This is a genomic window from Gryllotalpicola koreensis (assembly GCF_039538185.1).
Taxonomy (GTDB): Bacteria; Actinomycetota; Actinomycetes; order Actinomycetales; family Microbacteriaceae; genus Gryllotalpicola; species Gryllotalpicola koreensis.
Window position 1 is genome coordinate 394,601 of sequence record NZ_BAABBW010000005.1, and the last position, 17,449, is coordinate 412,049.

The 17,449-nt window shown below is 69.0% G+C and carries 19 protein-coding genes; 7 read left to right on the forward strand and 12 right to left on the reverse strand.

Annotated elements, in window-relative coordinates; translation table 11 throughout:
* Nucleotides 1-57: 57 nt before the first annotated feature.
* Together ABD708_RS16340 and mca are read right to left on the reverse strand one after the other, a co-directional pair.
* Entirely contained in the window at nt 58-303 is a 246-nt protein-coding gene (locus ABD708_RS16340; protein ID WP_344756398.1) for a hypothetical protein, read from the reverse strand.
* Nucleotides 300-1,172: a mycothiol conjugate amidase Mca gene (gene mca, locus ABD708_RS16345; protein WP_344756400.1), complete on the reverse strand. Its 873-nt coding sequence runs from the start codon at nt 1,170-1,172 to the stop codon at nt 300-302. The genes ABD708_RS16340 and mca overlap by 4 nt, the downstream gene beginning before the upstream one ends.
* Nucleotides 1,173-1,249: 77 nt before the next feature.
* Here mca and ABD708_RS16350 point away from each other — a divergent pair, with 77 nt between their 5' ends.
* Together ABD708_RS16350 and greA are read left to right on the forward strand one after the other, a co-directional pair.
* Nucleotides 1,250-1,657: a DUF4307 domain-containing protein gene (locus ABD708_RS16350; protein ID WP_344756402.1), complete on the forward strand. Its 408-nt coding sequence runs from the start codon at nt 1,250-1,252 to the stop codon at nt 1,655-1,657.
* Between the two features lie 95 nt (nt 1,658-1,752).
* Nucleotides 1,753-2,244, forward strand: coding sequence for a transcription elongation factor GreA (gene greA, locus ABD708_RS16355; protein WP_344756404.1), 492 nt, complete (start codon nt 1,753-1,755; stop codon nt 2,242-2,244).
* 16 nt (nt 2,245-2,260) lie between these two features.
* Here the strand turns inward: greA and ilvA are convergent, their stop codons facing one another.
* Both ilvA and ABD708_RS16365 read right to left on the reverse strand, forming a co-directional pair.
* Nucleotides 2,261-3,523 (reverse strand): threonine ammonia-lyase, encoded by a 1,263-nt coding sequence (ilvA, locus tag ABD708_RS16360; RefSeq protein ID WP_344756406.1) that lies wholly within the window; start codon nt 3,521-3,523, stop codon nt 2,261-2,263.
* A gap of 9 nt (nt 3,524-3,532) precedes the next feature.
* Nucleotides 3,533-4,717 (reverse strand): AI-2E family transporter, encoded by a 1,185-nt coding sequence (locus tag ABD708_RS16365; protein WP_344756408.1) that lies wholly within the window; start codon nt 4,715-4,717, stop codon nt 3,533-3,535.
* Nucleotides 4,718-4,778: 61 nt separating this feature from the next.
* Between ABD708_RS16365 and ABD708_RS16370 the strand changes: the two genes are divergently transcribed.
* On the forward strand, nt 4,779-6,026 hold the full coding sequence (locus tag ABD708_RS16370; protein ID WP_344756410.1) for a winged helix-turn-helix domain-containing protein: 1,248 nt from the start codon (nt 4,779-4,781) through the stop codon (nt 6,024-6,026).
* Between the two features lie 18 nt (nt 6,027-6,044).
* Nucleotides 6,045-6,944 carry an aminoglycoside phosphotransferase family protein gene (locus ABD708_RS16375; RefSeq protein ID WP_344756412.1) on the forward strand — a complete coding sequence of 300 codons (900 nt, stop codon included), beginning with the start codon at nt 6,045-6,047 and terminating at the stop codon, nt 6,942-6,944.
* Nucleotides 6,945-7,047: 103 nt separating this feature from the next.
* Here ABD708_RS16375 and ABD708_RS16380 read toward each other — a convergent pair whose 3' ends face one another.
* Together ABD708_RS16380 and ABD708_RS16385 are read right to left on the reverse strand one after the other, a co-directional pair.
* Entirely contained in the window at nt 7,048-7,971 is a 924-nt protein-coding gene (locus tag ABD708_RS16380) for a M48 family metalloprotease (protein ID WP_344756414.1), read from the reverse strand.
* Nucleotides 7,972-7,980: 9 nt separating this feature from the next.
* Nucleotides 7,981-8,547 (reverse strand): LemA family protein, encoded by a 567-nt coding sequence (locus tag ABD708_RS16385; protein ID WP_344756727.1) that lies wholly within the window; start codon nt 8,545-8,547, stop codon nt 7,981-7,983.
* Between the two features lie 73 nt (nt 8,548-8,620).
* Here ABD708_RS16385 and ABD708_RS16390 point away from each other — a divergent pair, with 73 nt between their 5' ends.
* Nucleotides 8,621-9,352, forward strand: coding sequence for an ABC transporter ATP-binding protein (locus tag ABD708_RS16390; RefSeq protein ID WP_425553312.1), 732 nt, complete (start codon nt 8,621-8,623; stop codon nt 9,350-9,352).
* Nucleotides 9,349-10,083, forward strand: coding sequence for an ABC transporter permease (locus ABD708_RS16395; protein WP_344756416.1), 735 nt, complete (start codon nt 9,349-9,351; stop codon nt 10,081-10,083). Before ABD708_RS16390 ends, ABD708_RS16395 begins: the two co-directional genes overlap by 4 nt.
* Here the strand turns inward: ABD708_RS16395 and ABD708_RS16400 are convergent.
* From ABD708_RS16400 to ABD708_RS16415, 4 genes are read right to left on the reverse strand one after another with little or no spacing between them, the layout of a single operon-like run.
* On the reverse strand, nt 10,058-10,972 hold the full coding sequence (locus ABD708_RS16400; protein WP_344756418.1) for a DUF817 domain-containing protein: 915 nt from the start codon (nt 10,970-10,972) through the stop codon (nt 10,058-10,060). The two genes, ABD708_RS16395 and ABD708_RS16400, sit on opposite strands and share 26 nt — an antisense overlap.
* A 54-nt stretch (nt 10,973-11,026) precedes the next feature.
* A complete protein-coding gene (locus tag ABD708_RS16405; protein WP_344756420.1) occupies nt 11,027-11,923 on the reverse strand; it encodes a serine/threonine-protein kinase in 897 nt (298 codons plus the stop codon).
* Nucleotides 11,924-11,929: 6 nt separating this feature from the next.
* Nucleotides 11,930-12,220 carry a hypothetical protein gene (locus ABD708_RS16410; protein WP_344756422.1) on the reverse strand — a complete coding sequence of 97 codons (291 nt, stop codon included), beginning with the start codon at nt 12,218-12,220 and terminating at the stop codon, nt 11,930-11,932.
* A gap of 53 nt (nt 12,221-12,273) precedes the next feature.
* Nucleotides 12,274-12,792, reverse strand: a complete 519-nt coding sequence (locus ABD708_RS16415; RefSeq protein ID WP_344756424.1) for a MarR family transcriptional regulator — start codon at nt 12,790-12,792, stop codon at nt 12,274-12,276.
* A gap of 136 nt (nt 12,793-12,928) precedes the next feature.
* On the opposite strand from ABD708_RS16415, the gene ABD708_RS16420 reads away from it, so the two are divergent.
* Nucleotides 12,929-15,427 carry a DEAD/DEAH box helicase gene (locus ABD708_RS16420; protein WP_344756426.1) on the forward strand — a complete coding sequence of 833 codons (2,499 nt, stop codon included), beginning with the start codon at nt 12,929-12,931 and terminating at the stop codon, nt 15,425-15,427.
* 19 nt (nt 15,428-15,446) lie between these two features.
* Here the strand turns inward: ABD708_RS16420 and ABD708_RS16425 are convergent, their stop codons facing one another.
* On the reverse strand, nt 15,447-15,833 hold the full coding sequence (locus tag ABD708_RS16425; RefSeq protein ID WP_344756428.1) for a DUF779 domain-containing protein: 387 nt from the start codon (nt 15,831-15,833) through the stop codon (nt 15,447-15,449).
* Nucleotides 15,833-17,404 (reverse strand): acetaldehyde dehydrogenase ExaC, encoded by a 1,572-nt coding sequence (exaC, locus tag ABD708_RS16430; protein ID WP_344756430.1) that lies wholly within the window; start codon nt 17,402-17,404, stop codon nt 15,833-15,835. Before exaC ends, ABD708_RS16425 begins: the two co-directional genes overlap by 1 nt.
* Between the last annotated feature and the right edge of the window lie 45 nt (nt 17,405-17,449).

Genomic DNA, 17,449 nt, shown 5'->3' on the forward strand with positions numbered 1-17,449 from the left:
TCGACTTTTCGATTCCCCGCTTTCGGCTGCGATCACGTCGCAGCCTTGTAGAGCGTCTTACGACTCGCTCTGGTCGCGCTGAGCCTGCTCGGCGTCGAGCTTCTCGTTGACCTCGGCGCGGTAGCGCACCCGGCGGATGCGGCGCGTCATGTCGATCACGAGCAGCAGCACCACGACCGCGACGCCGAAGAAGGCGACGAAGCCCCACACGCCGGGCGTCGTGATGTCCGCAGCGGGGATGCTCGGCGTCGGTGAGGGTGTCGGCGTCGCCGCGAGCTGGACGAGAACGGATGCCGCGCTCATGCCAGCTCCGCCTCGGGGATGCCGGCGAACAGATCGGTCTCAGGGGTCACTGCAGGAACTTTCGAATCGATGAGCTGGTAGTCGTCAGTGGGCCACGCGGCGCGCACGACGTCGTTCGGCCAGAAGAAGAACGGGCTGTCGGGGGCCACCTGGCTCGCGTGCGACCGCAGTGCGGCATCCTTCTTCTCCAGGTGATCGCCGACGTCGATGCGCGTCGTCGCAAGGTACGGCGACTCGGTGAGCCAGCGCTTCATCTCCTGGAACTCGGCGATCAGGGGCGAGTCGGGGTAGCGCTTCACCAGTTCGTCATACACCGCACGCGTTTTCTGCGAGCTGAACAGGCGGTCGTAATAGAGCTTGGGGATCTGCCATGCCTCGCCCGCTGCCGGGTACCGAGCGGCATCTGCCGCGGCATCGCGCGCGTACACCGCGATCTCATGGGCCCGGATGTGATCGGGGTGCGGGTAGCCGCCGTTCTCGTCATAGCTCACGAGGACATGCGGGCGGAACTCGCGGATGAGCCGCACGAGCGGCTCCGCCGAGATCTCGAGCGGGATCGTCGCGAACGACAGCGCAGGCAGCGGCTCGCCCTCGTCGGGCAGCCCGGAGTCGTAGTAGCCGAGCCAGCGGTGCTCGAAGCCGATCGCCCGCTGGGCGGCCGCCATCTCGAGGCGCCGCAGCCCGGCGAGGTCGCGATGCGCCATGGGCACGTCTTCGACGGCAGGATTGAGGATGCTTCCCCGCTGACCGCCCGTGCAGCTGACCACCATCACCTCCGCGCCCTCGGCGAGGTAGTGCGCATACGTCGCGGCGCCCTTGCTGGACTCGTCATCGGGGTGGGCGTGAACCGCCATCAGACGCTTGGCCACACGCCGCCTCTCGGGTTGGGGACTGAAGCGCACAGGAACGCGCCGTAGTGTTTTCAAGAATACGTGGAAGGACCGACATGCCAGCTGGCAGCCCGACCCTCGCCGGGCGATACGGCGAGACCGCGAAGCGGCGCGGCACGACCCGCTGGCTGCTCATCGGGCTCGGCGTCTTCATCGCGTTCGTCATGATCGCGTGGGCCGTCTGGGGCTCCGGCCTCGGCTCGAAGACGGCGGCGCTGCAGTACACCTCCACGGCGAGCGACACCGTCGACGAGCAGCACATCCTGGTGAGCTTCACGGTGGACGCACCGGCGCACACCGCGGTCTCGTGCGCGGTCGAGGCCCAGAACCTCGGGTTCACCGTCGTCGGCTACGACGTCGTGCATCTGAAGCCGACGATGAAGACGCATCAGGTCGTCACAAAATCCCTGGTCACGTACGAACCCGCCGTCTCAGGCTCGCTAGACAAATGCTGGTTGTCGTAGGATTGGTCCTCAACGCCTCGACGCACACCGTCGGGGCGTGACCTTATCCCGAACGAGACGGCAGTTGCAGGCTGCTGTCGAAGCAAGGAGAAATCATGTCCCAGGAGACCACGGTCACCTTCCTCACGCAGGAGGCCTACGACCGGCTGAACGACGAGCTCACCTACCTGGAGACGACCGGCCGTACGGAGATCGCCAAGCGCATCGAAGCCGCGCGCGAAGAGGGCGACCTCAAGGAGAACGGCGGCTACCACGCCGCCAAGGACCAGCAGGGCGTGCAGGAAGCGCGCATCGTGACGCTGAAGAACCTGCTCGCTCACTCCAAGGTGGGCGTCGCCCCCGAGAGCAATGGCATCGTCGAACCCGGCACCCTCGTGACCGCCAAGATCGCCGGCGCGGAGGACACCTTCGTCGTCGGCAACCGCGAGATCGCGAAGGACAGCGAGTACTCGGTGTACAGCGAGCAGAGCCCCATCGGCTCCGCGATCCTCGGCCTCAAGATCGGCGACAAGACCAGCTACACGGCCCCGAACGGCAAGGAGATCTCGGTCGAGATCACCGACGTGCAGACCTGGAGCGGGCAGTAGCCTCCGGGCATCCGTTCTACTCGCTCTGCTCCACGAGCGGCTCGTAGCCCGCGTCGCGCAGGTGCTGCAGCACCTGCGCGCGGTGCTCGGGCCCGCGGGTCTCGACCGAGATCTCGAGGGCGACCTGGCTGATCTGCAGCCCGTTGTGGTGCCGCGTGTGCAGCACCTCGATGACGTTCGCGCTCACCTCCGCCAGGATCTGCGAGATCGTCGCGAGCTGCCCAGGACGGTCGGGCAGCATGATGCGCACGGTCAGATACCGGGCGGATGCCTCGAGGCCGTGCGCGATCACCCGCTGCATCAGCAGCGGGTCGATGTTGCCGCCCGAGACGATCGCGACGGTCGGCCCGGTGCTGCGCACCTTGCCCGCCAGGATCGCGGCGACACCCGCGGCCCCCGCCGGCTCGGCCACGAGCTTCGCCCGCTCGAGCAGCAGGAGGATCGCGCGGGCGAGGTCGTCCTCTCCGACCGTGACGACCTCGTCGACGTACTCCCGCACGATCGGGAAGTTGAGGTCGCCGGGGCGTGAGACCGCGATGCCGTCGGCGATGGTCGGCTCGAGGCTGATCGTGACCTGCTCCCCTGCGGCGAGCGAGGGCGGGTAGGAGGCGGCGTTCTCGGCCTGCACGCCGATGATGCGGATGCTTCGCCCGGAGGCCTCTGCCGTGAGCTTCGCGGCGCGCGCGACTCCGGCGATGAGGCCGCCGCCGCCGATCGGCACGATGATCGTCTCGACCTCGGGCACCTCCTCGACGATCTCGAGGCCCAGCGTCGCCTGGCCGGTGATGACGTCCTCATGGGAGTACGGCGGGATGAAGACGGCGCCGGTGCGCGCGGTGAACTCCTGCGCGGCGGCGAGGGTCTCGTTGAAGGTCGTGCCATCGAGCACGGTCTCCGCGCCGTAGGCGCGGGTCGCCTGGAGCTTCGGCAAGGCGACACCGACGGGCATGAAGATGGTGGCGCTGATGCCGAGGCGCTGCGCGGCCATCGCGACGCCCTGGGCGTGGTTCCCCGCAGACGCGGCGACGACGCCGCGTGCCTTCTCGTCGGCCGTGAGGCGGCTGAGCCGGTTGTAGGCCCCGCGGATCTTGTACGAGCCCGTGCGCTGCAGGTTCTCGGCTTTGAGCCACACCGGCGCGCCGAGGATCTCCTCGAGGGCCCGGCTGTGCTCCATCGGCGTCGGCTGAATCACCTGCGCGACCACCTCGCGGGCCTGCTCGATCTCGTCGAGACTCGGGCCGAGGTAGAGGGCGGCTGGCGATTCGGACACGGAACTCATGCCCTGAGTTTATTTGCCTGGCAGCACGCGGTTGCGGCGCACCCGCTCGGCGGGCACCACCTGCCACAGAGCGGTCCCCCGCTGCGCGAGCGGGGGCGAGCCCCTCGTCCCGGTGTCTGCTGAGAGGAATCCGATCATCGCGTTCAGCACCGCGGCGAACGGAACGGCGAACAGCGCGCCGGTGATGCCGGCCAGCAGCGACCCCGCCGTCACCACCAGAACGACGGCCAGCGGGTGGACCTTCACCGCGGTCCCCATGATGAGCGGCTGCAGCACGTGCCCCTCGACCTGCTGCACGAACAGCACGATCGCGAGCATGATCAGCGCGAACCAGAAGCCCTTGTAGACCAGCGCGATGAACACGGCGAGCGTGCCCGTCACGACGGCGCCGACGATGGGGATGAAGGAGCCCAGGAAGACGAGCACGGCGACCGGGATCGCAAGGGGAAGACCGAGGAAGAACGCGCCGAGGCCGATGCCGAATGCGTCGATGGATGCCACCAGGATCTGCACGCGCACGAAGGTCCCGAGGGTGGCCCACCCCGCGCGGCCCGCGCCGTCGGCGGCGAGCCGCGCACGCTTCGGGAAGACGCTGACCGCCCAGCGCCAGATGCCGGCGCCGTCGATCAGGATGAACAGCGTGCTGAACAGGGTGAGCAGCAGACCGGTGACGAAGTGGCCAACCGTCGAGCCCACCGACAGGGCGCCGTTGATCAGGACCTGCGTGTCGGCCTGGATCGCATCCGTGATCTGGCTGATGCCGCCGTCGATCTGCCGGTTCGAGAGGTTGAACGGCGGTCCCATGAGCCAGGTGCGCAGCGCCTCGACGGACGCCATCGTCTGATGCCGCAGCGTGCCGGCCTCTGAGCGCACCTGCTGACCGACGAGGAAGACCAGGCCGCCGATGATCGCGATCGTGATCGCCATGCAGAGCACGATCGCGATCCACTTGGGCAGATGGGCGCGCATCAGCAGGTCCCTGAGCGGGATCAGCAGTGCGGAGAGCAGGATTGCGATCAGCACCGGCACGACGATGAGGCGCAGCTGCACGACGAGGAAGAGCAGCACGGCGATCGCGGCGCCGATCAGCAGCAGCCGCCAGGACCAGGCGGATGCCAGCAGCACGCCGCGGGGAAGGGAGTCGTCGACCTTCTGCGACTCGCTGCGCCGGGGGTGCGGCCGAGGGGCGGGCATGGGGCCGAGTCTAGGGCCCCGGCAGGCGGGGATGTCAGAGGCTCGGGGTACCTTCGAGACGATGGTTCAGACACTCAGTGCGGCCGCCGCGCGCCGCGTCGCGCTTGCCGCCCAGGGCTTCGGGAAGGCGCCCTCTGGGCGCGTCGGCACACGGCAGCTGAACGGGCTGTTCGACCGGCTCGGGCTGCTGCAGATCGATTCCGTGAACGTGTTCGAGCGGTCGCACTATCTGCCGGGCTTCGCCCGGCTCGGCGGCTACGACAAGGCGCTGCTCGACCGGCTGACCTTCCGTCCGACCTCTCCGTCGTCAGAGGCCGGCTACACCGAGGTGTGGGCGCACGAGGCGGCGTTCGTGCCCGTGCGCGACTGGCCGCTGTTCCGCTTCCGCAACGCGCGCTTCCGCGCGAAGTACCTCGCCGGGAAGGACAGCTGGGGACTCACCGCCGGCCGCGACACGATCGAGTGGCTGCGCTCCGAGCTCGCGGCCAGGGGGCCGCTCGCCGCGAGCGAGATCGAGCACGACGCCAATGTGCGGCAGGGCCCGTGGTGGGGCTGGTCAGAGGTGAAGCAGGCGCTCGAGCTGATGTTCCGCTCCGGCGAGCTCGCGACGGCCGGCCGCACACGATTCGAGCGGCGCTACGCGCTCGTGCAGCAGGTGCTGCCTGCGTCCGTTCTCGAGCGACACCCCTCCGAGCCCGATGCCGTGCGCGAGCTGGTGCGCCGCTCGGTGACGGCGCTGGGCGTCGGCACCCTCTCGGACATCGCCGACTACTACCGGCTGTACACCGCCGAGACGAAGGCGGCGCTGCACGACCTCGTCGACGCCGGCGAGGTCGAGCGGGTGCATGTGCACGGCTGGACCGGGGCGGGCGGAAGGCCGCTCGCCGCCTTCGTGCCGGCGGGAGTGCGGGTGCCGCGGGCGATCTCGGCGACCGCGGTGCTCTCGCCCTTCGATCCCGTCGTGTGGGAGCGCGACCGGCTGCTGCGCATGTTCGGCATGCACTACCGCATCGAGATCTACACGCCGGCGCCGAAGCGGGTGTTCGGCTACTACGTGCTGCCGGTCCTCGTCGACGATGAGATCGTGGGCCGCGTCGACCTCAAGAGCGACCGGCAGGCCGAGGTGCTGCGCGTGCAGGCCGCCTGGGTCGAAGAGGGGCGCTCGGCGGGCGCGGTCGCCGAGCGGCTCGCTCCCTTGCTGGGCTCGGTGGCCGAGTGGCAGGGGCTCGGCGATGTCATGGTCGCCGGCCGCGGGAACCTCGCCGGCGCGCTGGCCGACGAGTTGGGCGGTGCAGCACTCGCAGGCTGAAGCTGCAGACTGGTGGTGATGGCCAAGATGCACGCGCACCAGATCGATGTGACCGATGACGATGCGCGCCGCCTCGTGGCGACACAGTTCCCGCAGTGGGCGCACGAGAGCGTGCGGCGCGTGCCCTCGTACGGCACGACCAACGCGATGTTCAAGCTCGGCGCCGACAAGGTGGTGCGGCTGCCGTTCATCCCCGGCGACGGGGTTGGCGTTCCCGTCGAGACCGCGATCCTCGAGCGCATCGGCGACGAGCTTCCCGTGGCCGTGCCTCGGGTGCTCGCGACCGGCCGACCCGACGAGCGCTACCCCTACACGTGGAACGTCCTCAGCTGGGTCGAGGGCGAGATGCCGGTGCCCGAGGCGCTGGTCGATGCCGCCGGGCTCGCTGACGACCTGATCGACGTCCTCGCGCGGTTGCGCGAGCTTCCGACGGAGGGGGTGCGCGTCGCGCAGCGTGGCGGCACCCTCGCGCCCTTGGCCGATCCGGTGCACGACACCATGAGCGAGCTCGACGGCGAGTTCGACACGGATGCCCTGCACCGGCTCTGGGATGACGCTCTCGGCGCGCCCCTGTGGCCGGGCGACCCGGTGTGGCTGCACGCCGATCTGCTGCCGAGCAATCTGCTGGTCGACGGGCGCGGGCGCCTCGCCGGCCTCATCGACTGGGCCGCGGCCGGTGTCGGGGACCCGTCGTGCGAGCTGCTCGCCGCCTGGAACGTGTTCCCCGCGGAATCCCGCGCGCTGTTCCGCGAGCGGCTCGAGGCGCGCCTCGGCCTCGACGACGCGACCTGGCGGCGCGGCCGCGGCTGGGCAATCTCGCAGGCGGTGCTGGCACTCCCCTACTACCGCGCGACGAATGCGGGCATGGTCGAGATGGCCACCCGTGCGCTCAGAGCCCTCGAGCAGGAATCCGTTTAGCCTCCCGTCGAGAACTGTTCCCGTTCGGCGCAATCGTGCCCGACGTACAGGGCGCTGCTGCGCCGAACGGACGCAGCGGCGCGCCGTTCGGACGCAATCGGGCTCAGAAGCCCTGACCGATCTTCTTGAGACGCTCGATGCGGTCGGGGATCGGAGGGTGCGTCGAGAACAGGCGCGAGGTGAAGGAGGGCTTCAGCGGGTCGGCGATCCAGAGGTGCGCCATCGAGGTGTTCTGCCGCTTCATCGGGCGGCCGTAGTCGCCGAGCTTCTGCAGAGCCGACTCGAGCCCCTCGGGGAACCGGGTGATCTCGGCGCTCGTCGCGTCGGCGAGGTACTCGCGCTGACGCGAGATCGCCGCCTGCACGAGCGCCGCGAGGATCGGGGCGAGCACGATCGCGACGAGCCCGAGGATCAGGATGATCGGGTTGCCCCCGCCCCCGCCGCCGTTGTTGTTGCCGCGGCCGCGGTTGTTGCCTCCGCCGAACACGGCGCCGAAGAACGTCATGCGGATGAAGATGTCGGCGATGAGGCCGATCGCCACCACGAGCCCGAACACGATCGTCGACACGCGAATGTCGTAGTTGCGCACGTGCCCCATCTCGTGCGCCATGACGCCCATGAGCTCGGTGGGGTCCATGATCTCGAGCAGCCCGGTGGTCGCGGCGACGACGGCGTGGTCGGGGTCGCGCCCGGTCGCGAACGCGTTCGGCGCCGGATCGTTGACGATGTAGATCTTCGGCATCGGCATCCCTGTCGAGATCGAGATGTTCTCGACCGTCTGCCACAGCACGGGGTGATCGGATTTCTGCTGCAGCTGCACCGCGCCCGCCATGGCCACCGCCTGCGAGCCCGCGGTGAAGTACTGCAGCACCGCATAGGCGATGGCGATCACGACCGCGATGATCGTGACCGACCAGCCGCCGCCCATGAAGTAGCTGATGGCGTAGGACACGAGCCCGACGAGGACCAGGAAGAACAGGATGAAGAAGACCGTGTTCCGCTTGTTCCGGGCTATCGCTCGGTACATGGAAAGACGCTAGAACTGAACGCGCGGCGGCTCGGAGATCGCCGCCGCATCGGGCACCTCGAAGAACTCGCGGTCGGCGTAGTGCAGATTGCGGGCCACGATGTTCGACGGGAACTGCTTGATCTTGGTGTTGTACTCGCGCACGCCGCCGTTGTAGAACCGGCGAGCCGCCTGGATCTTGTCCTCGGTGTCGACGAGATCGGCCTGCAGGCGCAGGAAGTTCTGGCTCGCCTGCAGCTGCGGGTACGCCTCGGCGACGGCGAAGATGCTCTTCAGCGCGGCCTGGAAATGGCCTTCGGCGACGGATGCCTCACCTGGCGTCTGCGCCGAGATGGTCTCTGCGCGGGCCTTCGTCACGTCTTCGAAGACGGTCTTCTCGTGGGTGGCATAGCCCTGCACGGTGCTGACCAGGTTGGGGATGAGGTCGGCGCGGCGCTTGAGCTGCACCGTGATGTCGCTCCAGGCCTCGTCGACGCGCACGTTGAGCTGGATGAGCGAGTTGTAGGTGGCCCAGTACCAGATGCCGATGATCACCAGGATCACGACGACGATGATGAGCGGGATGAGCCATGCCAACATGCGCACATCTTATCGGCGTAGGGGCCGGCTTCCGGATGCTTGTCGGCTCACTCAAAGCAATAATCGAAGCGTGGTGGAGATCGGCGCCATCGAGACCCGCGGGCTGCGCGTGCGGCGCGGCCGCGCGGAGGTGCTGCGCGGTCTCACGGTGAGCGTGCCGCGCGGACAGGTCGTCGGCCTGCTGGGGCCGAGTGGAAGCGGCAAGACCACGCTCATGCGCTGCGTGGTCGGCGTGCAGCGCGTCGCGGACGGCACGGTCACCGTGCTCGGCCAGCCTGCGGGCAGCCCGCGCCTGCGGCGGCGGGTCGGCTACGTGACGCAGGCGTCCAGCGTCTACGACGATCTCACCGTGCGCGAGAACCTGCGCTACTTCGCGCGGGTGCTCGACGCGCCGGCATCCGATGTCGATCGCGTCATCGACGAGACGGGGCTCGGCGGCCAGGCCGGGCAGCTGACCGGCAGCCTCTCGGGCGGGCAGCGGAATCGGGTCTCGCTCGCCGCCGCGCTGCTCGGGGCGCCCGAGCTGCTCGTGCTCGACGAGCCCACGGTCGGGCTCGACCCGGTGCTGCGCAGCGAGCTGTGGGGGCTGTTCCACCGGCTGGCGGATGCCGGCACGAGCCTGTTCGTCTCGAGCCACGTCATGGACGAGGCCGCGCGCTGCGACCGCCTGCTGCTGCTGCGCGACGGCGAGGTGATCGCCGACGACACACCCCTCGGCCTGCTGCAGGCGACCGGCGCGAACGACGCCGAGGCGGCGTTTCTCGCGGTCATTCGCGCACGCGAAGCGCCGGAGCGGCGATGAGCCCCGGGCGTACGATCGCGACGGCCGGGCGCGTGCTGCTGCAGATCAGGCACGACCCGCGCACCATCGGCCTGCTCATCGTGGTGCCGAGCCTCTTGATCGGCCTGGTCGCGTGGATCTTCCAGGACACCCCCGTGTTCGCGCAGATCGGCCCGGCGATGATCGCGCTGTTCCCGTTCATCGTGATGTTCCTCGTCACGAGCATCACGACGCTGCGCGAGCGCCGCACCGGTACCCTCGAGCGGCTGCTCGCGATGCCGCTCGGCAAGGGCGACTTCATCGTCGGCTACGCGCTGGCCTTCGGGCTGCTCGGCCTGATCCAGTCGGCGATCGCCGTGTCGTTCGCGGTCTGGGTGTGCGGGCTTTCGATCGAGGGGTCGATCTGGCTGCTGTTCGCGGTCGCGGTCGCGGACGCGCTGCTCGGAACGACGCTCGGGCTGCTCGCGAGCGCGTTCGCGCGCACCGAGTTCCAAGCGGTGCAGTTCATGCCGGCGCTGGTGTTCCCGCAGATCCTGCTCGGCGGCATCTTCGTGCCGCGCTCGTCGATGCCCGACGTGCTGCGCGTGATCGGCGACTGGCTGCCGCTCTCGCACGCCATCGACGCGCTGAACGCCGTGGCGAACGGCACGCACGACGACGGCTGGGTGTGGGTGCGCATCGGATTCCTGGGCGCGTGGGTCGTCGGGGCCGTGATCGTCGGCGCGCTCACACTGCGTCGGCGGACGGCGTAGGGCCGGTCGCCGCGGCGAGGGATGCCGCGGGCTCCGGCTTCCGCGGCGGGTAGACCCACGCGACCAGCACGACCGAGATGATCATGAGCAGGAACCAGCTCACGATCTTCGCGGGAGTGACCGGATGCCAGCCCGCGAGCTGGTCGGGATAGGCCCACGCCCCGCCGAAGGTCGCGAGGTTCTCACCGAACCAGATGAAAACGGCCACGAGTCCGAAGGCGACGACGAGCGGCATCCGGAAGCTGTGCCGGAACACCCGGAAGTGCATGACGCACGGGCCGAAGGCCGCCAGCACCACGGCGAGCAGCACCCAGCGCAGGTCGACGATCCAGTGATGGGTGAAGAAGTTGAGGTAGATCGCGCCGGCCACGACGGCCGTCAGCCAGCGCCACGGGTAGCGCGCGAAGCGCAGGTCGAAGAGGCGGTAGACGCGCACCAGATACGAGCCGACCGCGGCGTACATGAAGCCGCTGTAGAGCGGCACGGCGCCGAGGTGCAGGATGCCGGGGCCGGGGTACAGCCAGGCGCCGATGCCCGTCTTGAAGAGCTCCATCACCGTGCCGACGACGTGGAAGATGACGATCACCCGCAGCTCGCGCAGCGTCTCAAGGCCGAAGATCACCATGCCGGCTTGGATTAGCACCGCGCCGATCGTCACGAGGTCGTTGTGCGCGACGGGCCCGACGCCGTGCGGGAACGCGAACTTCGCGATGAGGATGAGCACGAGCATGAGGAATCCGAAGACGCACGCCCACGCCTGCTTCGCCCCGAACACGAGGAACTCGACCAGCCGCGCACGCCAGCCCGTCTCGGGCGCGTCGCCGAGCAGCCGGTTCGCGGCCGCGTCGATGCGCTGCTCGAGCGGCGTCGCGGGCGCTCCGGCTCTCATCCCGAAGACCTCAGCATGCAGGCATCCTGCCCTGCGATGCTGGAAAGACGCGCGCTACGCGACCGGCAGCAGCTCGGTGGCCGCGTCCGGCTCGACGATGAGCACTCGCGGCAGGCTCGCGACGATCTCGGTGAGCTGTGCGGCGGTCGGGCGGTCGCCCGGGTCGCGCGCGGTCATCGCGGTGAGCAGCCGCCGCCACGGCAGGCAGAGGCCGGCGGGCATCGGCGGATCCTGCGTCATGCGCGCGATGGCCGCCTCGACGGCGCCGCCCGGGAACGACCGGCGGCCGGTGAGGCACTCCAGCAGCACGAGCCCGAGGGCGTAGATGTCGCTGGCGGGGACCGCGCCCTCGCCCGCGACCTGCTCGGGCGCGAGGTACGCCGCCGTTCCGAGAATGCTGCGATCGGCGGTCAGCCGCTCGTCGCCGAGCAGTTGCGCGATGCCGAAGTCGACGAGCTTGGTGGTGACCGAGCCCCGCACGCCGGTGGTGGCCAGCAGGATGTTCTCGGGCTTCAGGTCGCGGTGGATGATGCCGTCGGCATGCAGATACGCCAGCGCGCCGCCGAGCTCGGTGGCCAGCTGCGCGGCGAGCGCCGGCTCCGCGCCCCGCACCTCGAGGCGTCGCCGCAGCGTCAGACCGCGCACGAGCTCCATCACGAGGTACCCGTTGCCCGAGTGCTCGACGTCCCAGTCGGCGTCGAACAGGGTGACGAGGTTGGGGTGGTTGACGCGCGCCAGCAGGCAGATCTCTCGGGTTCGTCGGTCGCGTCGCTCCCCATCGGTGCCCGTGATGTCGTCTGTCGCGAAGACCTTCAGCGCCACCTCGCGGTCGAGCTTCAGGTCGACGGCGCGGTAGACGGTGGCGGCGCCGCCGCGGCCCAGTGCCTCACGCACCGAGTAGCGGCCGCCGATCACCATCGAGCGGCTCTCCGGATTGTCCAGACCGGTCATGATCGGTCACTCCCACCTGTCAGTGGTCGGCAGGGCCTGTGCGTAGCGCTCCGCCACCCCATGCCTCGCGCTCGCGGCATCCGCGAACACGTCCAATACGGTTCCCAGTGCGTCGCGAGCGCAAAAACGCCTTCCCATGCGCTCGACCGTGCCGCCGAAGTTCCCGTCGATGCTGGCCGCCCAGAAGCCGGGCTCGACCTCCCGCCACTGCATGGCGGCGGCGCCGGACGTCGCCGCAGCGGGAGCGGCAGCCTGCGCATCGCGCCGGTCGCCCGGTGCCTCAAGGAAGGTCGTCACGGTGAGTCCTCTCGATCCGCTGCGCTCTCGGCGCCGCAGGTGGGTTGCGGAAGTCAGGCGGTTGCCATCTCGCCCGAGTGATTGCGGGCGAGCTGCTCGACGACGGCGAGGAGGCCGTCGTGCACGGCATTGTTGGTGGCTTCGTCCAGATCGTCGATCACGTCCACGAGGGTCTGGTGGAAGGGGGCGTAGGCGGCGTTGATCTTCGCCTCGCCCGCTTCGGTCGGGGTCAGATAGATCGCACGGCGGTCATGCGGGTGCGCCGTGCGCTGCAGGTCGCCGAGCGCGACGAGGCGGTCGACCACCTTGGTGACGGCGGCAGGCGACAGGTCGAGCATGACCACCAGGTCCTTCGGACCCATGGGGCGCTGGTCGCGCTGCGCCTGCAGCAGGTAGCGCAGCGCCTGGAACTCGCTGCGGGTCAGGTGGGCGGCGCGTCGTGCGTTCTCGAGTTCGATGGTCTCCGCGCGCTGAAGCGCGAGAAGTGCCTCGACGGCGCGCAGTCCCGCTTCCGTCTTGGGCAGACGGCTGTAGAGGTGCTCGCTTTCGCGACGTACGACGGTGAGGGGCACGTGCGTTCCTTTCCGCAGATGAAACTACTCGGTGAAATATTTACCGACAAAATTTACCCAGTGGGCTATACACAAAGTAGTGCTTGTGCTAGGGCGCGAGACCCGGCGCGCGGGCCTCGATGGTTGAATTGAGCGGATGCCTGCCAGCCTGCCGGAGCGCCTGCCCCGCCCATACGACCCGGACGCGATGTATGAGGCGTTCACCGGCTGGGCGACCGATCGCGGGTTCACGCTCTACCCCGCGCAGGAGGAGTCGGCGCTCGAGCTCTTCTTCGGCTCGCACCTCGTCCTGTCGACGCCGACGGGCACAGGGAAGTCTCTCGTCGCGGTGGCCGCGCATGCGGCATCCGTCGCCCAAGGAAAGCGCAGCTACTACACCGCGCCCATCAAAGCCCTGGTGAGCGAGAAGTTCTTCGCACTCGTCGAGATCTTCGGCGCAGAGAACGTCGGCATGGTGACGGGCGACAGCTCGGTGAATCCGGATGCCCCGATCGTGTGCTGCACCGCCGAGATCCTCGCGAACCTGGCACTGCGACAGGGGTCCGACGCCGAGGTCGACCAGGTCGTGATGGACGAGTTCCACTACTACGCCGACCCCGAGCGCGGCTGGGCGTGGCAGGTGCCGCTGCTCGAGCTGCCGCGCGCGCAGTTCGTGCTCATGTCTGCCACGCTGGGCGATGTCACGCCGATCGTCGAAGACCTGCGTCGGCGAACGGGACGGGACGTGGCCGAGGTGACGGGGGTCGCGCGGCCGGTGCCGCTGTCGTACTCCTATGTGGACACGCCCGTGCACGAGACCGTCGAGTCGCTGCTCGAGGGGCGCGAGGCTCCGATCTACATCGTGCATTTCTCGCAGGCGGCCGCCCTCGAGCTGGCGCAGGCGCTGTCGAGCATGCGCATCGCCTCGCGCGAGCGACGCGACGAGATCGCGGAGGCGATCGGCGGATTCCGCTTCACAACCGCGTTCGGCAAGACGCTGTCGCGGCTCGTCCGCGCCGGCATCGGCGTGCACCACGCCGGCATGCTGCCGCGCTATCGCCGCCTCGTCGAGACGCTCGCGCAGCGCGGGCTGCTGCCCGTCATCTGCGGCACGGACACGCTCGGGGTGGGCATCAACGTGCCGATCCGCTCGGTGCTGCTCACCGGGCTGTCGAAGTTCGACGGCACGCGCATGCGGCAGCTCACGGCGCGCGAGTTCCATCAGATCGCCGGCCGCGCGGGGCGAGCGGGCTATGACACCGCGGGCACAGTCGTCGCCCTGGCGCCCGAGCATGAGATCGAGAACGCTGCCGCGCTGCGCAAGGCGGGCGACGACCCGAAGAAGCTGAAGAAGGTCGTGCGCAAGAAGCCGCCGACGGGTTTCGTCACCTGGGGACGCGGCTTGTTCGACCGGCTGATCGCCGCCGAGCCCGAGCCGCTCACGCCGCACTTCGAGGTGACCGCCGCGATGCTCATCAACGTGATCGCCCGCGGTGGCGACGCGCTCGCGAACATGCGCCGGCTGATCTTCGAGAACCATCAGCCGCGGGCGCGGCAATACGAGCTGGCGCGGCGCGCGCTGGGGATCTACCGCACGCTCGTGACGTCGGGCATCGTGCAGACGGATTCCTCGGGAAACGTGTCTCTGACGGTGGACCTGCAGCCCAATTTCGCGCTCAATCAGCCGCTGTCGCCGTTCGCCCTCGCGGCGATCGAGCTGCTGGACCCCTCCGACGAGGCGGGCGGCGCCGGCACAGGTCACTACGCGCTCGACGTGGTGAGCGTGATCGAGGCGACGCTCGACGACCCCCGGGTGATCCTGTCGCAGCAGCAGTTCGCGGCGCGCGGCGAGGCGGTCGCGGCCATGAAGAGGGAGGGCATCGAGTACGAGGAGCGCATGGAGCTGCTCGAGGACGTCACGTGGCCGAAGCCGCTCGACGAGCTGCTCGCGCAGTCCTATGAGACCTTCGCCACGAGCCAGCCGTGGGTGCGCGACTTCGCCCTCTCACCGAAATCCGTCGTGCGCGACATGTTCGAGCGCGCCATGTCGTTCGCGGAATACGTGCAGCACTATCAGCTCGCGCGCTCGGAGGGCCTCGTGCTGCGCTACCTGTCGGACGCGTACCGCGCAATCAGGCAGACCGTGCCCGACGAGGCGAAGACGGACGAGCTGCGCGACATCATCGAGTGGCTCGGTGAGCTCGTGCGGCAGGTGGATTCCTCGCTCGTCGACGAGTGGAGCGAGCTCGTCAACCCGACCGTCACCGATGACACCCCCGTCGTGCCGCCGGCACCGCCCAGCGTCCTGACGAACACGCGCGCGTTCACGATCTTGGTGCGCAACGAGCTGTTCCGGCGCGTGCAGCTCGCGGCGCTCGAACGTGACGACGAGCTCGCCGAGCTCGACCCCGACGTCGACTGGGGCGCGTTCCTCGACGGGTACTACGCCGACCACGACGAGGTGCTCACGGGGCCAGCATCCCGCTCGGCGTCGCTGTTCTCGGTCACCGCTGGTGCCACCGAGTGGAAGGTCGAGCAGACGCTCGACGACCCTGCGGGAGACCACGACTGGCGCATCCGCGCGACCGTCGACCTCGCGGCTTCCGAAGAAGCCGGCGAAGCCGTGCTGCACGTCGACTGGATCGGGCGGTTGTGATCGAACCGAGCACGCCCGCTCAGCTCAGCCCGAAGGCCTCGAGTTCCTCGTCGGTGAGCAGTCGCGAGCGGATCAGGAAGCGCTTGCCCTCTGGCGCCTCGACGGAGAAGCCGCTGCCGCGGCCGTCGACCACGTCGATCGTCAGGTGTGTGTACTTCCAGTACTCGAACTGCGCCTTCGACATGTACACCGGCACCGGGTCGATACCGGCGACCGGAAGCACGCCGAGGAACTCATCGCCGGGGCCCGTGAGGAACATGCCGACGGGGTAGCACATGGGTGACGAGCCGTCGCAGCAGCCGCCCGACTGATGGAACATCAGCGGCCCGTAGGACGCGGCGAGATGCCGCAGCAGGTCCGCTGCGGCATCCGTCACGTCGACGCGGGAAAGCGTCGAGGTTCCCATTAGAAGAACCCCATCGGGCCCTCTGCGTAGGAGACGAGCAGGTTCTTCGTCTGCTGGTAGTGGTCGAGCATCATCTTGTGGTTCTCACGCCCGATGCCCGACTGCTTGTACCCGCCGAAGGCAGCGTGCGCCGGGTACTGGTGGTAGGTGTTCGTCCACACACGGCCGGCCTCGATGGCGCGGCCCGCTCGGTACTGGAGCGCCCCGTCGCGCGCCCACACACCAGCGCCCAGGCCGTAGAGCGTGTCGTTCGCGATCGAGATGGCGTCGTCGAAGTCGCTGAACGAGGTCAGCGCCACGACGGGTCCGAAGATCTCCTCCTGGAAGATGCGCATCTTGTTCTGACCCTCGAACACCGTCGGCTGCACGTAGTAGCCGCCGGCGAGGTCTCCCCCGAGATCGGCCCGCTCCCCGCCGATGAGCACCCTCGCGCCCTCCTGCTTGCCGATGTCGAAGTAGCTGAGGATCTTCTCGAGCTGGTCGTTGGACGCCTGCGCGCCGACCTGCGTCGAGAGGTCGAGCGGGTTGCCTTGCTTGAACCCGGCGACCCTGGCCAGGCCATCTGAGACGAAGCCGTCGTAGATCGAGCTCTGCACGAGCGCTCGCGACGGGCAGGTGCACACCTCCCCCTGGTTCAGCGCGAAGAATCCGAACCCCTCCTGCGCCTTCTCGTAGAACGCGTCGTGCTGCGCCGCCACGTCCTCGAAGAAGATGTTCGGGCTCTTGCCGCCGAGCTCGAGCGTGACGGGGATCAGGTTCTGGGTCGCGTACTGCATGATCAGGCGGCCCGTCGTGGTCTCGCCGGTGAACGCGATCTTGCGGATCCGGGGATGCTGCGCCAGCGGCGCCCCCGCCTCGATGCCGAAGCCGTTGACGATGTTGAGCACGCCGTCGGGGATCAGGTCCTTCACGAGGTCGAGCCACACGTGGATCGACGCCGGGGTCTGCTCAGCGGGCTTCAGCACGACGCAGTTCCCCGCGGCGAGCGCCGGCGCGAGTTTCCACGTCGCCATCAGCAGCGGGAAGTTCCACGGGATGATCTGCCCGACGACGCCGAGCGGCTCGTGGAAGTGATAGGCGACCGTGTCGTGGTCGATCTCCGAGATGCCGCCCTCCTGCGCGCGGATCGCACCGGCGAAGTAGCGGAAGTGGTCGATCGCGAGCGGAAGGTCGGCGGCGAGCGTCTCGCGGATCGGCTTGCCGTTGTCCCAGGTCTCGGCGACGGCGAGCAGCTCGAGGTTCTGCTCCATGCGGTCGGCGATGCGGTTCAGCAGCAGCGCGCGCTCCGCGACCGAGGTCTTGCCCCAGCTCTGGAATGCCCGCCACCCTGCCTCGACCGCTGCGTCGACATCGGGCGCGGTGCCGCGCGCGACCTCGGTGAACGGCTTGCCGGTGACCGGTGTGACGTTCTCGAAGTACTGGCCGGATGCCGGCGGCACATACTTCCCGCCGATGAAGTTGTCATAGCGGGGCCGGTAGTTGACGGCCGCGCCCGGGGTGTTCGGGGCGGCGTAGACGGTGGATGCCGGCGCCTGCACCTCGGCCTCGACCGGCTTGTCGACGATGGTCATGTCTTCTCCTTGTCTGACTGCTCTGTCTGACGCGGCCAGCCTAGG

Bases quoted from the DNA above. Each gene is read 5' to 3' on its own strand.
- ABD708_RS16340 (WP_344756398.1), bottom strand. From the start codon at position 303: ATGAGCGCGGCATCCGTTCTCGTCCAGCTCGCGGCGACGCCGACACCC.
- ABD708_RS16350 (WP_344756402.1), top strand. From the start codon at position 1,250: ATGCCAGCTGGCAGCCCGACCCTCGCCGGGCGATACGGCGAGACCGCG.
- greA (WP_344756404.1), top strand. From the start codon at position 1,753: ATGTCCCAGGAGACCACGGTCACCTTCCTCACGCAGGAGGCCTACGAC.
- ilvA (WP_344756406.1), bottom strand. From the start codon at position 3,523: ATGAGTTCCGTGTCCGAATCGCCAGCCGCCCTCTACCTCGGCCCGAGT.
- ABD708_RS16365 (WP_344756408.1), bottom strand. From the start codon at position 4,717: ATGCCCGCCCCTCGGCCGCACCCCCGGCGCAGCGAGTCGCAGAAGGTC.
- ABD708_RS16370 (WP_344756410.1), top strand. From the start codon at position 4,779: ATGGTTCAGACACTCAGTGCGGCCGCCGCGCGCCGCGTCGCGCTTGCC.
- ABD708_RS16375 (WP_344756412.1), top strand. From the start codon at position 6,045: ATGGCCAAGATGCACGCGCACCAGATCGATGTGACCGATGACGATGCG.
- ABD708_RS16380 (WP_344756414.1), bottom strand. From the start codon at position 7,971: ATGTACCGAGCGATAGCCCGGAACAAGCGGAACACGGTCTTCTTCATC.
- ABD708_RS16395 (WP_344756416.1), top strand. From the start codon at position 9,349: ATGAGCCCCGGGCGTACGATCGCGACGGCCGGGCGCGTGCTGCTGCAG.
- ABD708_RS16400 (WP_344756418.1), bottom strand. From the start codon at position 10,972: ATGAGAGCCGGAGCGCCCGCGACGCCGCTCGAGCAGCGCATCGACGCG.
- ABD708_RS16405 (WP_344756420.1), bottom strand. From the start codon at position 11,923: ATGACCGGTCTGGACAATCCGGAGAGCCGCTCGATGGTGATCGGCGGC.
- ABD708_RS16420 (WP_344756426.1), top strand. From the start codon at position 12,929: ATGCCTGCCAGCCTGCCGGAGCGCCTGCCCCGCCCATACGACCCGGAC.
- ABD708_RS16425 (WP_344756428.1), bottom strand. From the start codon at position 15,833: ATGGGAACCTCGACGCTTTCCCGCGTCGACGTGACGGATGCCGCAGCG.
- exaC (WP_344756430.1), bottom strand. From the start codon at position 17,404: ATGACCATCGTCGACAAGCCGGTCGAGGCCGAGGTGCAGGCGCCGGCA.